At 68.4% G+C, this 17,534-nt stretch carries 24 protein-coding genes and 3 tRNA genes; 10 read left to right on the top strand and 17 right to left on the bottom strand.

Annotated elements, in window-relative coordinates; translation table 11 throughout:
• Positions 1 to 17: 17 nt before the first annotated feature.
• Positions 18 to 389 (top strand): hypothetical protein, encoded by a 372-nt coding sequence (locus AB0J69_RS31830; RefSeq protein WP_364124625.1) that lies wholly within the window; start codon positions 18 to 20, stop codon positions 387 to 389.
• Positions 390 to 460: 71 nt separating this feature from the next.
• On the opposite strand, the gene AB0J69_RS31825 is transcribed toward AB0J69_RS31830, so the two are convergent.
• From AB0J69_RS31825 to AB0J69_RS31760, 14 genes are all read right to left on the bottom strand, one after another.
• On the bottom strand, positions 461 to 1,624 hold the full coding sequence (locus tag AB0J69_RS31825) for a methyltransferase domain-containing protein (protein WP_364124622.1): 1,164 nt from the start codon (positions 1,622 to 1,624) through the stop codon (positions 461 to 463).
• A 53-nt stretch (positions 1,625 to 1,677) separates the two neighbouring features.
• Positions 1,678 to 1,980 (bottom strand): hypothetical protein, encoded by a 303-nt coding sequence (locus tag AB0J69_RS31820; RefSeq protein WP_364124620.1) that lies wholly within the window; start codon positions 1,978 to 1,980, stop codon positions 1,678 to 1,680.
• Positions 1,977 to 2,219, bottom strand: coding sequence for a hypothetical protein (locus AB0J69_RS31815; RefSeq protein ID WP_364124617.1), 243 nt, complete (start codon positions 2,217 to 2,219; stop codon positions 1,977 to 1,979). Before AB0J69_RS31815 ends, AB0J69_RS31820 begins: the two co-directional genes overlap by 4 nt.
• 279 nt (positions 2,220 to 2,498) lie before the next feature.
• Positions 2,499 to 2,771, bottom strand: a complete 273-nt coding sequence (locus AB0J69_RS31810) for a hypothetical protein (protein WP_364124614.1) — start codon at positions 2,769 to 2,771, stop codon at positions 2,499 to 2,501.
• Positions 2,768 to 3,043 (bottom strand): hypothetical protein, encoded by a 276-nt coding sequence (locus AB0J69_RS31805; RefSeq protein WP_364124613.1) that lies wholly within the window; start codon positions 3,041 to 3,043, stop codon positions 2,768 to 2,770. The genes AB0J69_RS31810 and AB0J69_RS31805 overlap by 4 nt, the downstream gene beginning before the upstream one ends.
• 142 nt (positions 3,044 to 3,185) lie before the next feature.
• On the bottom strand, positions 3,186 to 4,364 hold the full coding sequence (locus tag AB0J69_RS31800) for a helix-turn-helix transcriptional regulator (RefSeq protein ID WP_364124610.1): 1,179 nt from the start codon (positions 4,362 to 4,364) through the stop codon (positions 3,186 to 3,188).
• An 85-nt stretch (positions 4,365 to 4,449) separates the two neighbouring features.
• Positions 4,450 to 4,623 (bottom strand): hypothetical protein, encoded by a 174-nt coding sequence (locus AB0J69_RS31795; protein ID WP_364124607.1) that lies wholly within the window; start codon positions 4,621 to 4,623, stop codon positions 4,450 to 4,452.
• Positions 4,624 to 4,637: 14 nt separating this feature from the next.
• Positions 4,638 to 4,835: a hypothetical protein gene (locus tag AB0J69_RS31790; protein ID WP_364124604.1), complete on the bottom strand. Its 198-nt coding sequence runs from the start codon at positions 4,833 to 4,835 to the stop codon at positions 4,638 to 4,640.
• Positions 4,835 to 5,050 (bottom strand): hypothetical protein, encoded by a 216-nt coding sequence (locus AB0J69_RS31785; protein WP_364124601.1) that lies wholly within the window; start codon positions 5,048 to 5,050, stop codon positions 4,835 to 4,837. The genes AB0J69_RS31790 and AB0J69_RS31785 overlap by 1 nt, the downstream gene beginning before the upstream one ends.
• Before the next feature lie 209 nt (positions 5,051 to 5,259).
• The gene (locus AB0J69_RS31780) at positions 5,260 to 7,362 is read right to left on the bottom strand and encodes a hypothetical protein (RefSeq protein WP_364124598.1); all 2,103 of its coding nucleotides are present in this window, start codon (positions 7,360 to 7,362) and stop codon (positions 5,260 to 5,262) included.
• Positions 7,359 to 7,826: a transcriptional regulator gene (locus AB0J69_RS31775; protein WP_364124595.1), complete on the bottom strand. Its 468-nt coding sequence runs from the start codon at positions 7,824 to 7,826 to the stop codon at positions 7,359 to 7,361. Before AB0J69_RS31775 ends, AB0J69_RS31780 begins: the two co-directional genes overlap by 4 nt.
• A complete protein-coding gene (locus AB0J69_RS31770; protein ID WP_364124592.1) occupies positions 7,823 to 9,118 on the bottom strand; it encodes a hypothetical protein in 1,296 nt (431 codons plus the stop codon). The genes AB0J69_RS31775 and AB0J69_RS31770 overlap by 4 nt, the downstream gene beginning before the upstream one ends.
• Positions 9,119 to 9,197: 79 nt before the next feature.
• Complete coding sequence (locus tag AB0J69_RS31765; protein WP_364124590.1) at positions 9,198 to 9,446, bottom strand: hypothetical protein; 249 nt, start codon at positions 9,444 to 9,446, stop codon at positions 9,198 to 9,200.
• Positions 9,443 to 9,724 carry a hypothetical protein gene (locus AB0J69_RS31760; protein WP_364124587.1) on the bottom strand — a complete coding sequence of 94 codons (282 nt, stop codon included), beginning with the start codon at positions 9,722 to 9,724 and terminating at the stop codon, positions 9,443 to 9,445. Before AB0J69_RS31760 ends, AB0J69_RS31765 begins: the two co-directional genes overlap by 4 nt.
• Positions 9,725 to 9,902: 178 nt before the next feature.
• On the opposite strand from AB0J69_RS31760, the gene AB0J69_RS31755 reads away from it, so the two are divergent.
• Positions 9,903 to 10,166, top strand: coding sequence for a GntR family transcriptional regulator (locus AB0J69_RS31755; protein WP_364124585.1), 264 nt, complete (start codon positions 9,903 to 9,905; stop codon positions 10,164 to 10,166).
• A 74-nt stretch (positions 10,167 to 10,240) separates the two neighbouring features.
• A complete protein-coding gene (locus AB0J69_RS31750; RefSeq protein WP_364124582.1) occupies positions 10,241 to 10,558 on the top strand; it encodes a winged helix-turn-helix domain-containing protein in 318 nt (105 codons plus the stop codon).
• Between the two features lie 477 nt (positions 10,559 to 11,035).
• Here AB0J69_RS31750 and AB0J69_RS31745 read toward each other — a convergent pair whose 3' ends face one another.
• The gene (locus AB0J69_RS31745; RefSeq protein WP_364124579.1) at positions 11,036 to 12,190 is read right to left on the bottom strand and encodes an acyl-CoA dehydrogenase family protein; all 1,155 of its coding nucleotides are present in this window, start codon (positions 12,188 to 12,190) and stop codon (positions 11,036 to 11,038) included.
• A gap of 91 nt (positions 12,191 to 12,281) precedes the next feature.
• Between AB0J69_RS31745 and AB0J69_RS31740 the strand changes: the two genes are divergently transcribed.
• A complete protein-coding gene (locus AB0J69_RS31740) occupies positions 12,282 to 12,569 on the top strand; it encodes a PspC domain-containing protein (protein ID WP_364124575.1) in 288 nt (95 codons plus the stop codon).
• Here the strand turns inward: AB0J69_RS31740 and AB0J69_RS31735 are convergent, their stop codons facing one another.
• Together AB0J69_RS31735 and AB0J69_RS31730 are read right to left on the bottom strand one after the other, a co-directional pair.
• A complete protein-coding gene (locus AB0J69_RS31735) occupies positions 12,570 to 13,853 on the bottom strand; it encodes an MFS transporter (protein ID WP_364124573.1) in 1,284 nt (427 codons plus the stop codon).
• 110 nt (positions 13,854 to 13,963) lie between these two features.
• Complete coding sequence (locus tag AB0J69_RS31730) at positions 13,964 to 14,305, bottom strand: metallopeptidase family protein (protein ID WP_364124858.1); 342 nt, start codon at positions 14,303 to 14,305, stop codon at positions 13,964 to 13,966.
• A gap of 102 nt (positions 14,306 to 14,407) precedes the next feature.
• Here AB0J69_RS31730 and AB0J69_RS31725 point away from each other — a divergent pair, with 102 nt between their 5' ends.
• The 6 genes from AB0J69_RS31725 to AB0J69_RS31700 all read left to right on the top strand — a co-directional run bounded on the left by AB0J69_RS31725 (position 14,408) and on the right by AB0J69_RS31700 (position 17,156).
• Positions 14,408 to 15,910 (top strand): metallophosphoesterase, encoded by a 1,503-nt coding sequence (locus AB0J69_RS31725; protein ID WP_364124570.1) that lies wholly within the window; start codon positions 14,408 to 14,410, stop codon positions 15,908 to 15,910.
• A tRNA-Glu gene (locus AB0J69_RS31720) sits at positions 15,911 to 15,983 on the top strand.
• 99 nt (positions 15,984 to 16,082) lie between these two features.
• Positions 16,083 to 16,157: transfer RNA gene (locus tag AB0J69_RS31715), tRNA-Asp, on the top strand.
• 5 nt (positions 16,158 to 16,162) lie between these two features.
• Positions 16,163 to 16,239: transfer RNA gene (locus tag AB0J69_RS31710), tRNA-Phe, on the top strand.
• Positions 16,240 to 16,503: 264 nt separating this feature from the next.
• Positions 16,504 to 16,764, top strand: coding sequence for a type II toxin-antitoxin system prevent-host-death family antitoxin (locus tag AB0J69_RS31705; RefSeq protein ID WP_364124567.1), 261 nt, complete (start codon positions 16,504 to 16,506; stop codon positions 16,762 to 16,764).
• Complete coding sequence (locus AB0J69_RS31700) at positions 16,749 to 17,156, top strand: PIN domain-containing protein (protein WP_364124564.1); 408 nt, start codon at positions 16,749 to 16,751, stop codon at positions 17,154 to 17,156. Before AB0J69_RS31705 ends, AB0J69_RS31700 begins: the two co-directional genes overlap by 16 nt.
• Positions 17,157 to 17,534 lie beyond the last annotated feature (378 nt).

Genomic DNA, 17,534 nt, shown 5'->3' with positions numbered 1-17,534 from the left:
CCCAAAAGGAGGGGCACATGCAGGTACGGATCTTCGGGCACGAGCCCGCGGTCTGGCTCTACGTGATCAACGCCGTCGTGGCGTTCCTCGTCACCATCCCCGCCGTCGGCCTCACCGCCGAGACCTCCGGCTACGTGATGACGATCGCCTCCGGCGCGGTCGCGCTCGTCAGCGCGCTGCTCACCCGGCCGTGGGTGGTGTCGGCCCTCACCGGCGCGCTCAGCACCATGCTGGCCGGTCTGGCGTCGTTCGGGCTGCCGTTGACGGAGCAGCAGTCGGGCGCGGCAGTCGCGCTCGTCTCCGCGGTGCTGGGTCTGCTGCTGCGGTCGAATGTGTCGCCGGCGGCCACTCCGGGGCCGGCGTATCACCCGGGCGTGCACTCGGGGTAGAGAGCTGGACAGTCGGCGGCCCCCGCTCTCCTTCGGGAGGGCGGGGGCCGCCTTTCTGCGTTGAGGACGCCTCAGCGCAGCCACACGTCCTGGCGCCTCGGTGTGACGGTCATCCGGTACGCGCCGGGTCCAGGCCGGCCTGCCCTCAGCCACTCCATGTAGGTCGCCTCCATCGTGTGCCACAGCTGGCGGCCGCCGCTCTGGGAGACCTGCGCGTCCTGGCCGGGGCGGGCGGTGATGTTGGCCCAGGCATCGCGGTGCGCGATGTCCCGCAGCCGCATTACCCACGCTGAGCTCGCGTCTTCCTGACCCTCCCAGCCTGCGGTGGTGATGGTGAGGTTCGGGGCGACGATGGCCAGGTGGAGGCCGAAACCTTCATCGAGCGCGTTCCACGGCTCGCGAGGGTCGACCCAGGTAGTCCCGTTGACGCCGTCGTCCGGGTAGGGCGGCCACGCTTCCGGCCGCTGAGCGCGCATCATCATGTACTTGCAGGTGCCGTGGAAACTCCCCTCCGCGGTGCCGTCGTCGAGGACGTCCAGGCGCAGGCGCTGACCCCAGCCGCCGTGTGCTGGCATCCACGGCATGACGATCACCGCGCCGGGCCGGGCCTGCTCGACCCACGCGTACGGGATGTCCCGCACACCGCAGGTGACGTGCACCCTGTCGTACGGCGCATGGTCCGGGGCGCCCAGGGCGCCGTCACCGACGAGGAGTGTCGGCCCGTAGTCAGCCGCCTTGAGGTTCTCAGCGGCCACCTCCGCGATGCTCTTGTCGACCTCCACCGTGGTGACCTGGCTGTCACCCACCCGCTCAGCGAGCAGAGCAGCGGTCCACCCGGTGCCGGTGCCGATCTCGAGGACCCGGTGCTCGTCTTGAGGGTTGAGCAGGCGCAGGAACTCGAACACGACGTGAGGAGACGACGTGGAGGAGGTGGGGGGTCCGCTCCTGTCGGCCACGTCGGCGGTCCCATCGCCCCTCTGTGTGATGAGCGCGGTGTTGCTGTAGACGGTGTGGTACCAGAATGCAGGATCGGTGTCCCGGTCGATCAGCCCTTCTTCCCGGTCGTCCTGCGGCTGCATCCACGCGCGGCGCGGGACGAACAGGTGGCGGGGGACCCTGTTGAGCGTGCCGCGCCAGAAGCGGCTTTCGGGAGAGCTGGGGGAGAGCACGCCCGCGGCGATCAGGTATTCGTTCAGGGCGTCAATGCGCCCGTCGACCCAGGGATCGATCGTCACTGTGGCCTCGCTTTGGATTCTTGAGGTTCGAGGATTCTGACGGGGGAGTGGGGTCACTGCGTGACGCAGACGCAGGGCACGGTCACCAGCGTCCCGGCGTCCTCGTCGATGTGGGAGACCTGCTTGGACCCCAGGCAGTAACGGCAGCCGAGTTGGGCGGCGATCCATGGGTCGGACCACACCTTGTGCTCCGAGGCCGGAGGCGGCGGAGGCGGCTCACCATGACCTCGCTCGGCGGGCTCGTTGTCGCCACCGACCCAGCCACGGCCGCCGCAGAACTGGCAGGCGAGAAACAGGTCGCCGAGCTGCTCTCCGCGGCGGCCGTGGCATTCGGGGCAGGTGATGGGGTCAGTCACCTACGGCCGGTCCCGTTGCACGCCTTGCAGGGCACCCACTTGCGCTCCTGGCCCTTTTTGCCGTTCATCTCGATCCACTCACCTTGAGCTCCGAGGCACACGCTGCATACGGCTGGGGTTTCGTCGTCGTCGCCCTTGCCCGCGGTCTGACGGTACGCCTGGTGTGGCGGCTGCTGGGAGGGTGTGGCGGTCGGGAGCCAGGGGTTTGTCTCCATGAGTACCAGCATGATCAGCTCCATCCGGGGGTCTCCTGGGTCGGGTGCTGCGAGGGAGGGGCCGGGGTCCTGCAGATCGGCGTGAGGGTGGACCCCGGCCCCCGCGCCCGGCAGCCTGCCCAGGCGCCGGGCGGTTGCATGGCCCCCGCCCGCGGCAGGGGCGAGAGCCGATCGATGGCGCGGTGGCGGCTCCTGGACTGCCGCCGCGCCTGCTTGTGGTGGCTCCGCGCCCGGAGGGGTACGCGCGGGGCCCGACAATTGCCCGGCCCGCCAGCCGTTCGCAGACGGACGGGCCGGGCCGCCTCATGTGCCCGAGCCCGATCTTGCGGATCTGCGGACACCCTCGATCAGAAGGGCCTGCGCCGACAGCGCCTGAATGAGGTCCCGATAGCTGTCTCGGCGGATCTCCTGGAGAATCCCGGCCTCGGCCATCTCTTCGGTCACCGGCCGGCGGAGTGTGGACGTCCACCCGGCCGGGCGCGGCTCGTGCTCCCAGCCGGGGAAGGAGATACGGAGCACCGATTGCTGCCGTTCCCGCTCAGCCATTGCCAGGATGTCGCTCAGCTCGCGGTTCATGCGGGCTCACCGCCGTCGGCCTCGCGCACGGCATCCCGGAACCTGTTGAGCCGCGCCACGACCCGGCCGTGGACATAGGCCGGCTGACGCGCGTCCTGGTCGAGGACCACCTCCTCGATCACGCCACTGGCGCCTGGAGAAAGCGCGGCCAACGCAGCCCATGCGCGCCGCCTTGCCGCGCCAGGCTCGGTGGTGATGCCGCACGAGCCGCATCCGCTCTTGTCGGTGGCAGTCCAGGCGTAGAGGGTGCCATCGGGGTTCGCCGGCCTCATGGACCGGCCTCACGGCTGTGCCCCGAGTCCTTGGTAACCATGTAACGAAGCTATGACGTGCTGTAACGGCGCTCCATGGACGTGGTGTCCTACCTCGCCAGGGGATCAACGCCCCATGAGGACACAGTGTCCTACTCCCGTGTCAGATGCCCAAGGAGTGCGCGAGCGACTTGATGGCAGACGAGGGCCGCGCCTCCTCCTCCCGAATGCTCTCCACAAGGTCACGCGCGATCACCTGATGACGGAACCACACCCCAGACGTGGCGCGGGCCTCCACAATCCGCTCCGTGGCGGCCTTCCGATGCCGGGCATCGAGATGAGCCTGAGCGACGTCCAGGAGGTGCCGACCGTAGGCGATCCCCGCCAAGTCGCCGGGGTGGACGCGCCTGGACGCCTGCAGCGCCTTGCCCGGCTCTCGCAAGACGGTGTACGCGTGCGTCTCCTGCTCAGCGACACGCGCCGGGCCGAACGAGCTGTTGTAGATGCGCACCGTCCCGCGCAGCCGCTCTGCGCCGGCGGCGGCCATGGCCACGTAGTCACCCACATCCCCACCACCCGCGGCCGTGGGCGCGAGGGCGGTGATGAGCAGGTTCCCCCAAGCCGCGATGTGCTCGGTGGGCGCGCTGAAGGAAGGTTCGATGCGGGCGGCCATGCCAGCGGCCAGCTGCTCGGCCTCCTGCAGCCGTGCCTGGTGAAGCAGTACCCACGCGTAGGTCGCGTGCAAGGTGGCCCAGAGGAGCTCGTCGGTGCCGGTGCGGGCGGTCGTGATGGCGCGCTCGGACCCGATGGCGGCGAGATCGTCGCGGCCGAGGTGAATCATGAGGCTGGCAGCCAGGTCGTACGCCATCGCGAGCGGGTATGTGGCCTCCGGCCCGAGCGCGTCGCGGGTGAGCCGAGCTTCGGTGATCAGGCTGGGCAGGTCAGCGATGAGGGTCGAGAACTGCCCGTTCCAGTACGCGGAGCAGGCGTTGCGTACCGCTGTGGTGATCTCAGGGAGCGGGGTGGGCTCGCCATCATGCCCGTCGTCGACGTCCGGTAGGAGGGACGGCGAGAGCAGGACGTTGCGGAGCGCCAGGACGCTGCCGCCGTCGCGGTCGGTGCCGAGCTGGTCGCGTTTGCCGACGAGTGTCGATAGGTCGACGTCGAGAGCGTTGGCCAGCTTCACCAGCGACGTCAGCCTTGCGGATTTGCGCTGGTCCTGTTCCAGTTTCGCGATCAGGTCACGGGACAGGTCGGCTGCCTCGGCGAGCTCTTCTTGGGTGAGTCCGCGAGATTTGCGTGCGGCTCGGAGTCGTGCGCCGATCGTGCTACCTTCAGGCATAGGCCCTGGCCTTCCCTGTGTGTCTCGTCAACCACAGGCTACGGCGCAGGGCCTTTTTCATGCCATGGATCTGGCGGATCGGCTGTCACTTCCACCAGCAGTGCTCGGGATCGTCCGGACACATCCGCTCGGCTGTGGTCGCCGGTCGCGTGGTCTGCTGCTTCTGGGGATCCTCGGCGGGCATCGCGAACAGTCCCGCGAGGGCCATGCCGAGCACGAGCAGCCACCCGAGGCTGATGTCCTTGTCCTTGGGGTTCATCTCGGTCCTCCTGGTCACCGTCGGCCGCGCACGCCTGTGCCGTTGCACAGCGGGCAGTCGCGCCAACGGTCCGAAAACGGGCTGTAGATACGACCGCCGGTACACCGGCGGCATGTGCTCAACCGGTGCCGGGCTCGATCCCAGGCCAGCAGGAACACCACCATGAATACGATCAGCGCAAACCACAGGCCGCCCATCGCGGCGTCGCTCATCACGGCTTCTTCGCCTTGCGTGCCTGCGTCGCGAGCCGCTGGGCACGCCGAGCCTCGGCCGCCGTGAACCCGATCATGCACACGTGCCGCCACGGGATGTTGTAGTTGCGGCGGCACCGCGAGCACCGGAACAGCGCGAACGTCACCGTGACGATCTTCCGGCGCTTCTTGGTCTTCCTCTTCGCGGCCGGCTTCCGGGCCGGGGTCTTGACCATGGTCATCTCCAAGGGTTGGGGGCTACCGGGTAGCGGGGAGGGGCGCTACCCGAACAAGATCCGAACGGAGTTCGGAGGGCCGCTACCGATCACGATCAAGTAGCGGGGGGCCGCTACCGGCGTAGCGCGACCGGTAGCGGTCTTCGAGCTGGGAGGTAGCGGGAGGTAGCGGGGGTTCGGCGGGCCCCGCTCCGAGGGCGTTCCCGGCCTCACCGAGGCACCTGTTCCCACGCCAGCGGAGGCACTGCTGCCTCGATGTCCGCCCGTCGATAGCCGGACAGGTTCACGCCGTCGACCTTCACCTGCCGGCCCGACCGCTCCACGCCGAGCGTGACCAGTTCGGCGGCCAGCCGGTCGGCGTCCCAGTCGCCGTACGCTTCGGGGTCCAGGTTCTCCAGCGCCGACAGAAGGACGTGCGTGTGCATCCGGTCGGAGTGCCGCATCACCATGAGCACGTCGTTTAGCAGCGGCGGAATGGTCTGCCCGGCCGCCTCGGCGAGCGCCGCCACGTCCCCGGCCGCCTCACCCTTGAGCGTGCCGGCCTCGATACGGAGGGCGCGCCCACGCAGGCAGATCTCCAGGAAGGCGGGCCCGTCGAGGTAGTCGCAGATCACGGTGACCCAGTTCGTGGGCCCTGTGACCAGCACGTTGACGCCCTTGTGCTCCTCCGACAGCACCGAGGCGTCCGCGCCCAAGGCCGCCTTCCCCTTGCCGAGCACCATGTCCGACGAGGTTCGGTCGCCGACCTGCGTGCACGAGCGGATGGAGACGATGTCGCGCAGCTTGGCCGGCACCGAGTCGGCGTCCGGTCGCTGGGATGCGTAGTCGGGGATGAACCCGGCGGCCGGGCCGCGCCGGGCGATGCGGGCCAGCTTGTTGATGACCTCCTCGCGCTTGTCCTTGTCGTAGGCGACCAGCGCTTCCTGCAGCTCGTCGACCGTGAGCCGGATCCAGTTGAGCCCGTACTTCTTCTGGATCTGCGGGGTCAGCTTGCCTTCAGGGCAGACCGACGTCGGCAGGTCTCGCAGCAGGGCGAACCGGCGGTTCATCTCGGCCAGCAGCTCGTCCAGCATCGCGTCGAACGCCCGCAGCGCATCGTCTTCGACCCCGGTCACGTACCGGACTGCGACCTGGCGGATCGGGACCCAGTCAGCGCCGCCCTTGAAATCGGCCAGATACTCATCGACGTACGGATCGAGGACACCGGCTGCGGTCAGCAGCCGTTGAGTGAACGTTTTGCCGCGGCGCATGAGCCCGCCGAAGAACACCGACTGCCACTTGATGTCCAGGTCGACGCGTCGGCCGCGGGCGTCCCGCCCGAACGGGATCGGCCCTTCCCAGAGGTTGAACCTCTCCAGGCCGATCAACGGAGAGTTGTTCTTCGGTTCGCCCTGCAGCAGGTACGGGTCGTCGTCGGCCAGCCAGATCGACAGGCGCCGGCCGTGGCCGCCAGCGTGGGCGCGGACGCGGTCCATGATGAGCTGGATCTCGTCGACGCCGAGCTCGGCGGCCAGGACGTCGCGCTTGGCGATGGCGTCGGCGGCGGTCTTCCCGGCGCCTCGGGGCATGTCGATGGTGGCGGCCCAGCCGTTGCCGTCGCGCCAGATCCCCTCGAACCCGAGCGTGAGGACAGCGCTGTCCTTCAGCAGCCCGGCGGCGCGGAACGCCGCGGTGAGGTGCTCAGGCGCCAGGTCCTCCTGGACGGGCATCTGGGGCTGGTCCAGGAGGGGCGGCTTGTCCTCGACGCTCAGGCGCCCCATGACGACGAGTACGAGGAACAGGGCAGCGCCGGTGATGTAGAGGGTGATGGCGCCCCACGTGTAGGCGGCCATCCGCAGGACGAACGCGACGGCGAGCAGCACGACGCCGACCAGGCGCAGCCGGACGGTGCGTTGAGTGCGGCGTTCCTGACGCTCGGCCTTGACCTTGTCGGAGTCGCCAGCGGCCTTCGCGTCCTTGACGACGTCGCGGTATTCGTTGGCGTTGACGTACTCGGCCAGCAGTTGGAGGCCGAGCCAGCCGCCGCGCAGCGCCCATGGGACGAGCCGCCAGGCGTACTTCGGGGAGCGCACGAGGTGGGAGGCCATGATCCGGCCGCCGCGGCGTGCCTTGTGTCGGACCGTCGCGACTGCGGTGTGCCGGTCGGCGAGCCAGGCCGGGAACACCGGCCGGAGTTCCTGCTCGCCCTGCGTGGGCGCGAGGTCGGCCGGGGTGGGCACGGCGAGTTCGGCGGTGCGGTGTACCCGCTCCACGCCGTCCTCGCCGTGCATTATCTGCGGGTCGGGCTGGGCGGGCCGCTTGGCCCAGTTCATCCGGTCGCACCTGCCGCGATGATGAGGGCGGTGACGAAGAGCCAGGCGACGTGCCAGGACTGGTCCATGGCGTAGGCGCCGGTGCCGAGGTGGTGGGCGTCGTCTCGGCCGGGGCGGGGCTGGCCGAGCTGGTAGAAGTCGCCCTTGCCGGTGCGCTCGGCCAGCGCCTGCAGGGTGTACCGCCGGTCGGCCCAGTAGTGGCTGACGCCGTCCACGGCCAGCGCGACGGCCACGTGGGCGAGGGACGGCCACAGCCCGGTCACCATGGCCAGCGCGACCAGGGCGAGGAACTTGTGCGCGGCGAGCAGCAGCACGTGAGCGAGACAGTGGCGGACGCCCTGTGTGGTGCGGGCGCCCTTGCCGAGGGCCTGGCGGTGGGTTTGGCCGTACCAGTGGTCGCCGAAGCTGTGGGCGGCGTACAGCGCGGCGAAGACGGCGGCGAAGGTCGCGACGGCGGGGCTCATGCTGCCGCTCCTTCCGTACGCGCGTCCGTACCGAACACGGCCTTACGGGCATCGGCGACGGCCTTCTCGCACCACGACCGGCGCCGCCCGCTCCGCGTCATGAGGGCGTCGTAGTTCGGCGTCCACTTCTCGTTCCGCGCAGCGGCGGCCAGGATGTCGGCGGTGATCTCCCGTACGAATACGGATCGGTCAACGAGCTCGGGAGCAGCGGGTACGGGCCGTGTACGGACCACGATCAGCCGCCGTACGGGCGCCGTACGGGCCGCGCCCGGCTGGAAGGTGAACGCCCGGCGCAGCACCCGCACCGGCTCCGGCGCCGGTCGCCTCGTGAACTCAAACCGGCGCGAGATCTGGACTACGGCAGGTGGCGCTTCCGTACGCCGCTCCGTACGGACGACGATCAGCCGCCGCGCCGGCGCCGCCGCGGGCAGCTCCGGCGGGGTGTCCTCGGCAGGGCTTGCCCAGTCGGCCACGCGCCGCCGAGCGAGGAGCGCGTCGGTGCTGCGCAGGGTGTCTATCTTGGCGAGCACCGCCTGCTGCTGGGCGGGGTCGCTGGCGAGGTTGATGTGTTCGACGCCCTGGGCGAGCGCCTTGCGGAACGCGCGCACCGCGCGGCGCTGGCGACGCTCGGAGGCGTCGCCCGCCTGGAGGTCATCCGCCCGTAGGACGGCGAGCGCGATGCGGTTGGTGCGGCGCTGGGCGTCCACCTCGGTGGCCGTGCGGTCGGTGGGCTCGGCGAGCCCCAGCCGTACCAGGATCCGCTCCGGGGTGACCCGCCAGTTAATGCCCTTGGTGCCGCGGATGCGGTGGCGCTCGATGGCCATGCCCCGCTCCCACAGCCACGCGGCCACGAGCGGGGCGGCGAGCCGGAACACGGCCTCGGGCAGCGAGCGGGCGTCCATGCTGGACAGGACGGCGGTGAGCACGGTGAGGGCCCACACGGCGATGCCGTCGATGCCGGCGGAGAAGTTCTCGCGCATGTTGCGGCGGGCGCGTACCGCCGACGTGATGATCGCGACCTCGATGAACGCGAACAGCAGGATCCGCAGCGGCCCGTCGAGGCCGAGGACGTCGCCGGTGAACCGCCACATGCCCTGCGCGGACACGCCGGTGGCGATGGCGGCGGCAACGATCGTGAGTGCGTGCTCGGGAGCGGCGGTGAAGCGGGGCCAGCCCCATCGGTAGAGCCGCCTCAGGATCCAGAGGCCGAGCAGCGTGCCAGCGATCTGGATGCCGAGTTGGATCTCGTCCAGGTAGGGGACGACAAGGTCAGGTAACTCGAATACGTTCATGGTGCGGGCCTCTCATCCAGGTCCGTATGTGTAGGGCCCCCGCCCGGCCTGGCCGCCGGGCGGGTGGTCCCTTGATCGGTTAGAGGTCTTTCGACTTCGCCAGCCGGTGCCGGCGTGCGTGCTCCTCGGTCAGCTCGTCCCACACCTCGCGGGCGCGGGCGTAAATGCCGCGGCCCGTCTCCTCGTAGCCGTCGCCGGCGCGCCGGAGGACGAAGTAGAGGCCGCCCTCGGAGCACCACTCGTAGGCCGAGCAGCACGACAGCTCGATGCTGCGGATGGGTCGCGGGCTGCGGGGCCGGTGCGGCTCCCAGGCCGGCACGGCGGTCACTCGGCCGGAGGCTCGGTCCTGTCCTCGAGGTTGCTGAGTTGTTCGGCGGCGAGGAAGCGCTGATGCGTGTCCCACACCGAGATGAGGATCCTGTTGCGGACGGCCTCTTGCCGTAGCTCCAGCTCGGTGGCGGCGGTGATGGTCTGCCTGCAGCCGTAGTGAAGGGCTCCGGAGCTGAGCGGGTTGGTGTAGCGCGCGTGGAAGCCGTCTGTGTCGGTCCACGTCTCGTAGCGCAGGAGCGGTGCCGGAGGTGGGCTGTCGCTCGTAGGATTCTGCATGGGTCGGACCTCCATCGTCCGATCAAGGGCCCGTCCTGGTGTTAGCGCACCGGTGGCGGGCCCGCCCTTTTCTTTCGAGAGTAGACCAAACGTTGCCCAACATTCGACTACGAAGGGCAACGTTCGCCAACAGGGGCGAGTGATGGGCCACGATGGCGGACATTTACCGTCCGTGCCCATGCAGATCGATCACGAGGGCCCGACGCCGCTCTACCAGCAGCTGGCCGACATCCTGAGGGCGCAGATCGAGAGCGGTGAACTGCCGCCGAACCGGCCGATCCCCACCGAGGTCCAGCTGATGCAGAGGCACGAGCTTGGCCGGGACACGGTGCGGCGCGCGGTGGGCATTCTCAAGGACGAAGGTCTGCTGGTGACGGTGAAGGCTCGGGGGACGTTCGTGGTCGACCGGAGCGCCGCGGGCGCGGGACCAGAGAGCGAGTAGCGCCGGCGTCTCCAGCTCTTCCCGCGGTGAACTGCTTAGTCGTCTTGCCGGGGCATGCCGGGGGAGGCCGGGGCATGCCGCTGCCCGCCCGGGGATCCTCCGGCATGCCCGAGCATGCTCGTGCCGTGGCGATCGAGTTCAGGGCTAACGAGTACCGATGGGTGCAGGTCTACGACGTGCTCAAGGCGCGCATCCTCGATGGCACCTACGCGCCCCACTCGCCGCTGCCGTCAGAGACGCAGCTGGAGCAGGAATTGGGCGTCGCGAAGAAGACGGCGCGAAAGGCCGTTCACCGGCTGCGGGACGAAGGACTGGTGTATACCAAGCCCAATCTCGGGAACTTCGTGGCTGATCATCCCCACGGGGATGAATCGGACGCCTCGAAAAAGTAGGGCCCCCATCTCGAGGTTGTCCGAGAGGGACAGGGGACCATGGTGATTTGGCCGCCATGGTCCCCGCCCCCTTTCGGGGCCGCACCGGCTCGGAATTGCCGAGCCTCGGGATGGACTCTCCGGGCCGGTGCGGCGACCGTGCCCCCACGCCTTGCCGGAGCGTCGATCTCGGATGGTAGCTGACCAATCGCTTGCTGTCACTGCTTGGGGGACAGTTCATCCCCGGTTCGGTCTAGCCCGAAAACGAGCAGCGGGGGTGGCGTCCGGGTGACAGGTCCCTTACCGCGCAGACCTCCAACAAGAGGAAATCGACAGCCACGGATTCAACGCACACATAGAAAAGCCGACCAGCAAAAACGCAGGTCGGCACACACAGAAACGGTCAAAGGATTAAAAGTCCGCAGCTCTGCCAATTGAGCTAACGCCCCTCGCACCAGCAAGGGTACAGAGATTACCGCCCTGTCCGCGACGCCTCCATCACCGGTAAGCCGCCAGGCCCGTCAGCGCCTCCCCCAGCACCAGCGTATGGACTTCCTGGGTGCCTTCGTACGTCAGCACGCTCTCCAGGTTGTTCATGTGCCTGATCACAGGGTACTCCAGGGTGATCCCGTTACCCCCCAAGATGGTGCGAGCCTGGCGGGCGATGTCCAGGGCCGCGCGTACGTTGGCCAGTTTCCCGAAGCTGATCTGCCTCGGATCCAGTTGCCCGGCGTCCTTGAGCTCTCCCAGGTGGAGCGCGGTCAGGCCGGCCTGGGCGGTGCCGACGTACATCCAGGCGAGCTTCTCCTGCGTGAGCTGGAAGGCGCCGATCGGCTTGTCGAACTGGACGCGGGTCTTCGAGTAGTCGACGGCCGCCTCCAGGCAGGCGCGGGCGGCGCCGACGACGCCCCAGATGATGCCGAAGCGCGCCTCCGAGAGGCAGGAGAGCGGGCCGCGCAGGCCGGTGACGCCGGGGAGAGCGGCGGAGGCGGGCAGGCGTACGTCGTCGAAGTAGAGGGACGAGGTGATCGAGGCCCTAAGGGACAGCTTCTTGTGGATCTCAGGGGCGGAGAAGCCGGGCGTGGCGGTCGGTACGACGAAGCCGCGGATGCCCTCGTCGGTCTGGGCCCACACCACGGCGACGTCGGCGATGGAGCCGTTGGTGATCCACATCTTGGAGCCGTTGAGGATCCAGTCGGATCCGTCTTTCTTGGCATAAGTCCGCATGTTGGCCGGGTCCGAACCGTGGTCCGGCTCCGTCAGGCCGAAGCAGCCGATCGCCTCGCCGGCGGCCATCCGGGGCAGCCACTCGTCCTTCTGCTCGTCCGAGCCGTACCGCCAGATGGGGAACATGGCCAGCGACCCCTGGACCGACACGAAGGAGCGCAGGCCGGAGTCGCCGGCCTCCAGCTCGCGGCAGGCCACCCCGTACGAGATCGCGTCCGTCCCCGCGCAGCCGTACCCCTCCAGGTGCATCCCCAGCAGTCCGAGCGAGCCGAGCGCGGGCGCCAGCTCGCGCGCCGGGAAGACGGCCTCCTCGAACCAGTCCCCGACGTGCGGCAGGATGCGGTCGGTGACGAACGACCGGACCGTGTCGCGGATGAGCCGCTGGTCGGGGTTGAGCCGGTCGTCCAGGCGCAGCAGGTCGTCCATCGCGGGTCCTCTCCTCATATAGGGGACTACCAGGGTTCTACCAGGGGCAATCCTGATGTGCGAACACCGGGCCGGCGGGCAGTCTTGAGGCATGAGCGAATACAACGTCAAGAAGCTGCGTCGGACCCACAAGGGCAGGATCATCGCGGGCGTCTGCTCCGGTGTCGGCGAGTACGTGGGCATCGACGCCAACCTGGTGCGGATCGCGCTGGCGATCGCGACGCTGTTCGGCGGGGTCGGCGTCGGGATCTACGCGATCGGCTGGCTCCTCATGCCCGACGAGGAGCACGACACCTCGATCGTCCAGGACCTCATCAACAAGCAGCAGGCCAACAAGGCGGCGACGGACTGGAGCGGCGAGCAGAAGCCGCAGCAGTGATCAGGCGGTGGCCTGGGCACGCACCCGGGCGGGCTTGTCGCGAGACTCGGTCCAGATCATGGCGAGCACGGCCGCGCTGATCACCCCGGCGATCCCCGCCAGCGCGACCACCGGCTCGGGGCCGAGTCTCTCCGCCGCGAAACCGCCCACCAGGATGCCGATCCCCTGCACGGCCATCAGCCCTGACTGCACGAGGCCGAACGCCTGGGCGCGACGTTCGGCCGGTACGCACTGCACGAATGCGGCATTCGCCGCGAGCTGGTACGCCCCGCCGATCCCCGACAGGACCCACGCCGCGAGCACCACGGCCAGCGGCGGCCGGATCGCGGTCACGATCAGCGGCGCGCAGCTCAGCATGGCCATCCAGCCCATGAGCCGCAGCCGCCGCGCCGGCGGCACGAACCTGCTGAACAGGAACGCCCCCACCACCGTCCCGGCCGGCATCGCCGCCATGAGCAGCCCGGTGATCACGGGCACCGGCAGCCCGCCGGTGTACAGCTTGGCCGCGTACGGCGCGGCGATGCCCTCAGGCAGGATGTAGAAGCCGCAGAGCCACGCGAAGAGCACCAGCGTGCGCAACTTCCGCGACCGGAGGACCAGCCGGGCCCCGCCCCTGGTCATCGTCCACATGGACGGCCTGGTGCCGTCGCGGTGGGCGGCGGGGCGGCGGCGCACGCCGGAGATCAGGATCAGCGCCGATCCGAGGAACGTGGCGGCGTCCAGGGCCAGGGCGCGGTACGGGCCCATGGTGGCGATCACCGCTCCGCCCGCCGCGAAGCCGAGCATCTGAACGGCCTGGTTCGTCATGTTCTGGAGAGCCGAGCCCATGACGTACGCGTCGCCTTCGAGCACCTCCGGCAGCAGCGCTGCCCTGGCGGCCGAGAACGGCGCGCTGAGCAGCACCACCAGGAACACCAGCGCGCACAGCACCGGGAACGGCATGCCCGGCATCGCCATCGCGCCCACCAGCACGGCCCGGATGAGGTCGCAGGTCAGCATGACGCCCCTGCGCGCGAACCGGTCCGCCAGCCCGGCCAGCAGCGGCCCGCCGACGATGGAGGGGAGGTAGGTGAGCGCGTACACCGCCGCCGTGGCCAGGGGCGAACGCGTGCGGTCGTAGACGAGCACGGCGAGCGCCACCTGCGCGAGCTGGTCACCGAGGAGCGAGAGGCCCTGGCCGTACCAGAGCGCCCGGAACTCCCTGACGGCGATGACTTCGCGATATGTGACTTGTGGTGCTTCTCCGGCACGGCGATGCCGTCCCGGCGGCCGTCGCGCCCGCATGGCCCCCATTGGACTCCGCTGTGCCTGACTCAGGGTGCTCGCTATGTCACCTAAGGTGCCCGACTGACGGGGCGGGCCGCAACCCAAAGCAGCCAACCAAAAGCAAAGGGTTACCAGCCCAATTCGTGAAGCCTGGCGTCGTCGATGCCGAAGTGATGCCCGACTTCATGGACGACCGTGATGCGGACCTCGTCGACGACGTCGTCCTCGGTGTCGCAAATTTGGCATATCGGATTGCGGTAGATCTCGATGCGGTCGGGCAGGACTGCTGAGTACCAGTCGCCGCGTTCCGTGAGGGGGACACCGGTGTACAGGCCGAGCAGGTGGGGCTCCGGCGGATCATCGACGACAGTGACGACGACGTTACTCATGGCGCGCGTGAGCTCCGGAGGAATCGTGTCCAATGCCTCGGCCACGAGTTCCTCGAACTTCTCCCGCGAAACCTCGATCACAGTTGCCATTCTGCCCCCTCAGTCAGGTAAGCAAGAAGCTGTATGAAGTTCGTACACAGGTCAAAGGCAATCCTTCGATCGCGCGGTGCGAGGATCGCGGCTGTGCTCCTCGTGGCCGCGGTGGGCGCCTGGCTGGGCATTTTCTTCAGCGGCACCGTACGTTCCCAGGTGGGGCCGGTGGAGACCGGGATGTCCCTCCGACCGGCCTGGAACGGCGAGACCGTGGTGGACGCCAGCCCGCTCGGCACCCTCACCTTCCGCACCCACGACGCGCCGCTCCGGCTGCGCATCACGCTGGAGAACATCGACCAGGACCGCGCCAAAGCGCTCCTGGAGGACCCGCGCCTGGCCGACCGCCTGCCGGACGTGATCGAGAGTGACCTCCTGGACGGCGTACGCGCCCTCGTCATCCGTTCACTGCTCTGTGCCGGGGCCGGGGCCCTGATCGCCGTCCTGATGGTCTTCAGGCGCCCGAGAGTGGCTCTCCTGGGGCTCCTGGCGGCCTCTGTGGCCCTTGCGGGCACCGGGGTCCTGGCCGCTCTCACCTTCCGTCCGAGCTCGCTCGTCGAGCCGCGCTACTCGGGGCTGGTGGCCGCGGCACCGTCACTCGTCGGCAGCGCGGAGTCGATCGTCACGAAGTTCGAGTCGTACCGGTCTCAGCTCACCAAACTCGTCACGAACGTCTCGAAGCTGTACGACACGGTCTCGACCCTGCCTCTCTATGACGCCGACCCCAAGAGCATCCGGGTGCTGCACATCTCCGACATCCACATCAATCCCATCGCCTGGAACGTCATCCGCTCGCTCAAGGACCAGTTCGCCGTGGACGTGATCGTCGACACGGGCGACATTTCCGACCATGGCACCAAGGCCGAGAACAAGTTCGTCGACGAGATCAGCACCCTCAAGATCCCGTACGTGTTCGTCCGCGGCAACCACGACTCGATGACCACCCAGAAGGCCGTGGAGAAGCAGAAGAACGCCATAGTCCTGGACAACAGGGCCGAGAAGGTGGCCGGCCTGAACATCTACGGCCTCGGCGACCCGCGCTTCACCCCGGACAAATCCGTCACCGTCGACTCCGACCCGGCGGCACTCGGCCGTTTCGCCCGCTCCCACCTGGCCAAGGTGGGCAAGGCGGACCTGATCGCCGTACACGATCCGGACGTCGGACGTGGCTTCTCGGGCGCGGCTCCCATGATCCTCGCCGGCCACACGCACGAGCGAAAGACGACCATGCTGCCGACGGGCACCCGCATGCTCATCCAGGGCTCGACCGGCGGGGCCGGCCTGCGCGCCCTCGAACACGCCCAGCCCACCCCCGTCCAGGCGTCCGTCCTGTACTTCGACAAGGAGACCAAGCGCCTGCAGGCCTGGGACGACATCACGCTCGGCGGGCTGGGGGAGCAGTCGGTGTACATCCAGCGTCACGTGGAGCCCGACCCGCAACGTATGATTTCCCCAGAGCCAACGAGCGCCCCGTCGCCAACGGGAACGGTCGGCGGCACACCACCATCGCCGGCCGCCGGTCCGCCACTTTGGCATCAAGGGCAATCGTCCCCTATGCTTCAGAGGTCTCCGACGGAAGGCGACAGGGAATCCTGAGCCCCCATCGTCTAGCGGCCTAGGACACCGCCCTTTCAAGGCGGCGGCACGGGTTCGAATCCCGTTGGGGGCACTGCGAGCGCCTGGCGCACCCGCAAAACGGCTGGTCCAAGACCACCGAAGAGCTGGTAAGCTAAGCGAGCGCAAACAGCACGAAACGCAAGACAAGCAAGGTCCTGTAGAGCAGTTTGGAGTGCTCGCCACCCTGTCAAGGTGGAGGTCGCGGGTTCAAGTCCCGTCAGGACCGCTCTGGGTCAGGTAGCTCAGTTGGTACGAGCGTCCGCCTGAAAAGCGGAAGGTCGGCAGTTCGACCCTGCCCCTGACCACCAGCTTTGAACAGCCAAGATGCCCCGAAGCGAAGATCGCTCCGGGGCGTTTTTGTGTCCGCTGACGGCAACAAAGGAAGCGGACGGTCATCTGCAGTCGGGGTGTGAGCACTGGATGAACGGCTGGCAGATCGCCACGGCTGTCGCGCCTATGCATCGCCATGTGACGCCTTGATCCCTTCTTGGCTGAAGTCAGTGACTTCACGAGAGCAAGGGCACGCTTCGACTCACTGAACAGGGGTCGACATCATCAGATAATCTGATTCTATGAAGGTGATGACTGCCACTGAAGCGTCTCGGAGCTTCGCCGCGGTCCTAGACGAGGCGGAGCACGGGGAGACCATCGTAGTGACTCGTGGCGGGAAGCAAATCGCCGTGATCGGCCCTGCGCCCACTGCACCAGGGCGTATGGTCAAGGCGTTTCTGGCCAGAAGGGCGGGGACGCTGGACGCGGATTTCGAGGCTGATGTCGCGGCGGCCCGCGAGGCAATCGACGACGAGATGAGGGGCACGTGGCCCGACGCCTGATCCTGGACACGGGTGTGCTCATCGCAGCCGAGCGGGGCAGGGCGTCCGTGGACGCGGTGATCGAAGACCCCGATGATGTGGCGATCGCGGCGATCACTGTGGCGGAGCTGCTCGTCGGTGTGGAAATGGCCGATGCGGCTCGCCGGCCCAATCGGCAGGCCTTCGTGGATGAAGTCCTGGCGTTGATTCCAGTCGAGGAATACACGACAGACGTCGCCAGAGTCCATGCTCGTCTTATGGCGCATGTTCGACGAGAAGGTCAGTCTCGTGGCGCGTACGATCTCCTGATTGCGGCGACGGCCGCGGCCACCGCGAGAACAGTGATCACAATGGACGCCCCGGCCGCATTCGATGATCTTCCAGGCGTCCGTGCTCAGGTGGTCCCCCGCTGAATGTCGACGGCAACGTCAGCCACCGGTCCTACACGGAAGGCACCACAGGCGGCCCCCCACCTCCTGGTCGCGGCCTGCCAACAGGCTGATTGCTACACCTGAAAAGCGGAACGTCGGCAGTTCGACCCTGCCCCTGACCACCACACTTCACCAGCAAAGATGCCCCGGACGGATATCCGTTCGGAGCTTTTTGATCTCCTCTGACAGCACCAGTGACAGCGACGTCCTGGTTGTCTCCGCATCCCAGAGCCGGACCGCTCAGCGGGAGTCGACCAGCAGCTCCCGCCGCCAGCTCGCCAGGCTACGCCGGCACCGGCTGTTCACCTCGGATCTGGCTGGAAGCGGGACCGCTTGTGCTGTGACCGCATACGTCCGCCG

Source organism: Nonomuraea sp. NPDC049709 (assembly GCF_040674815.1).
Classification (GTDB): domain Bacteria; phylum Actinomycetota; class Actinomycetes; order Streptosporangiales; family Streptosporangiaceae; genus Nonomuraea.
This window is presented reverse-complemented; position numbering and strand designations above follow the sequence as displayed.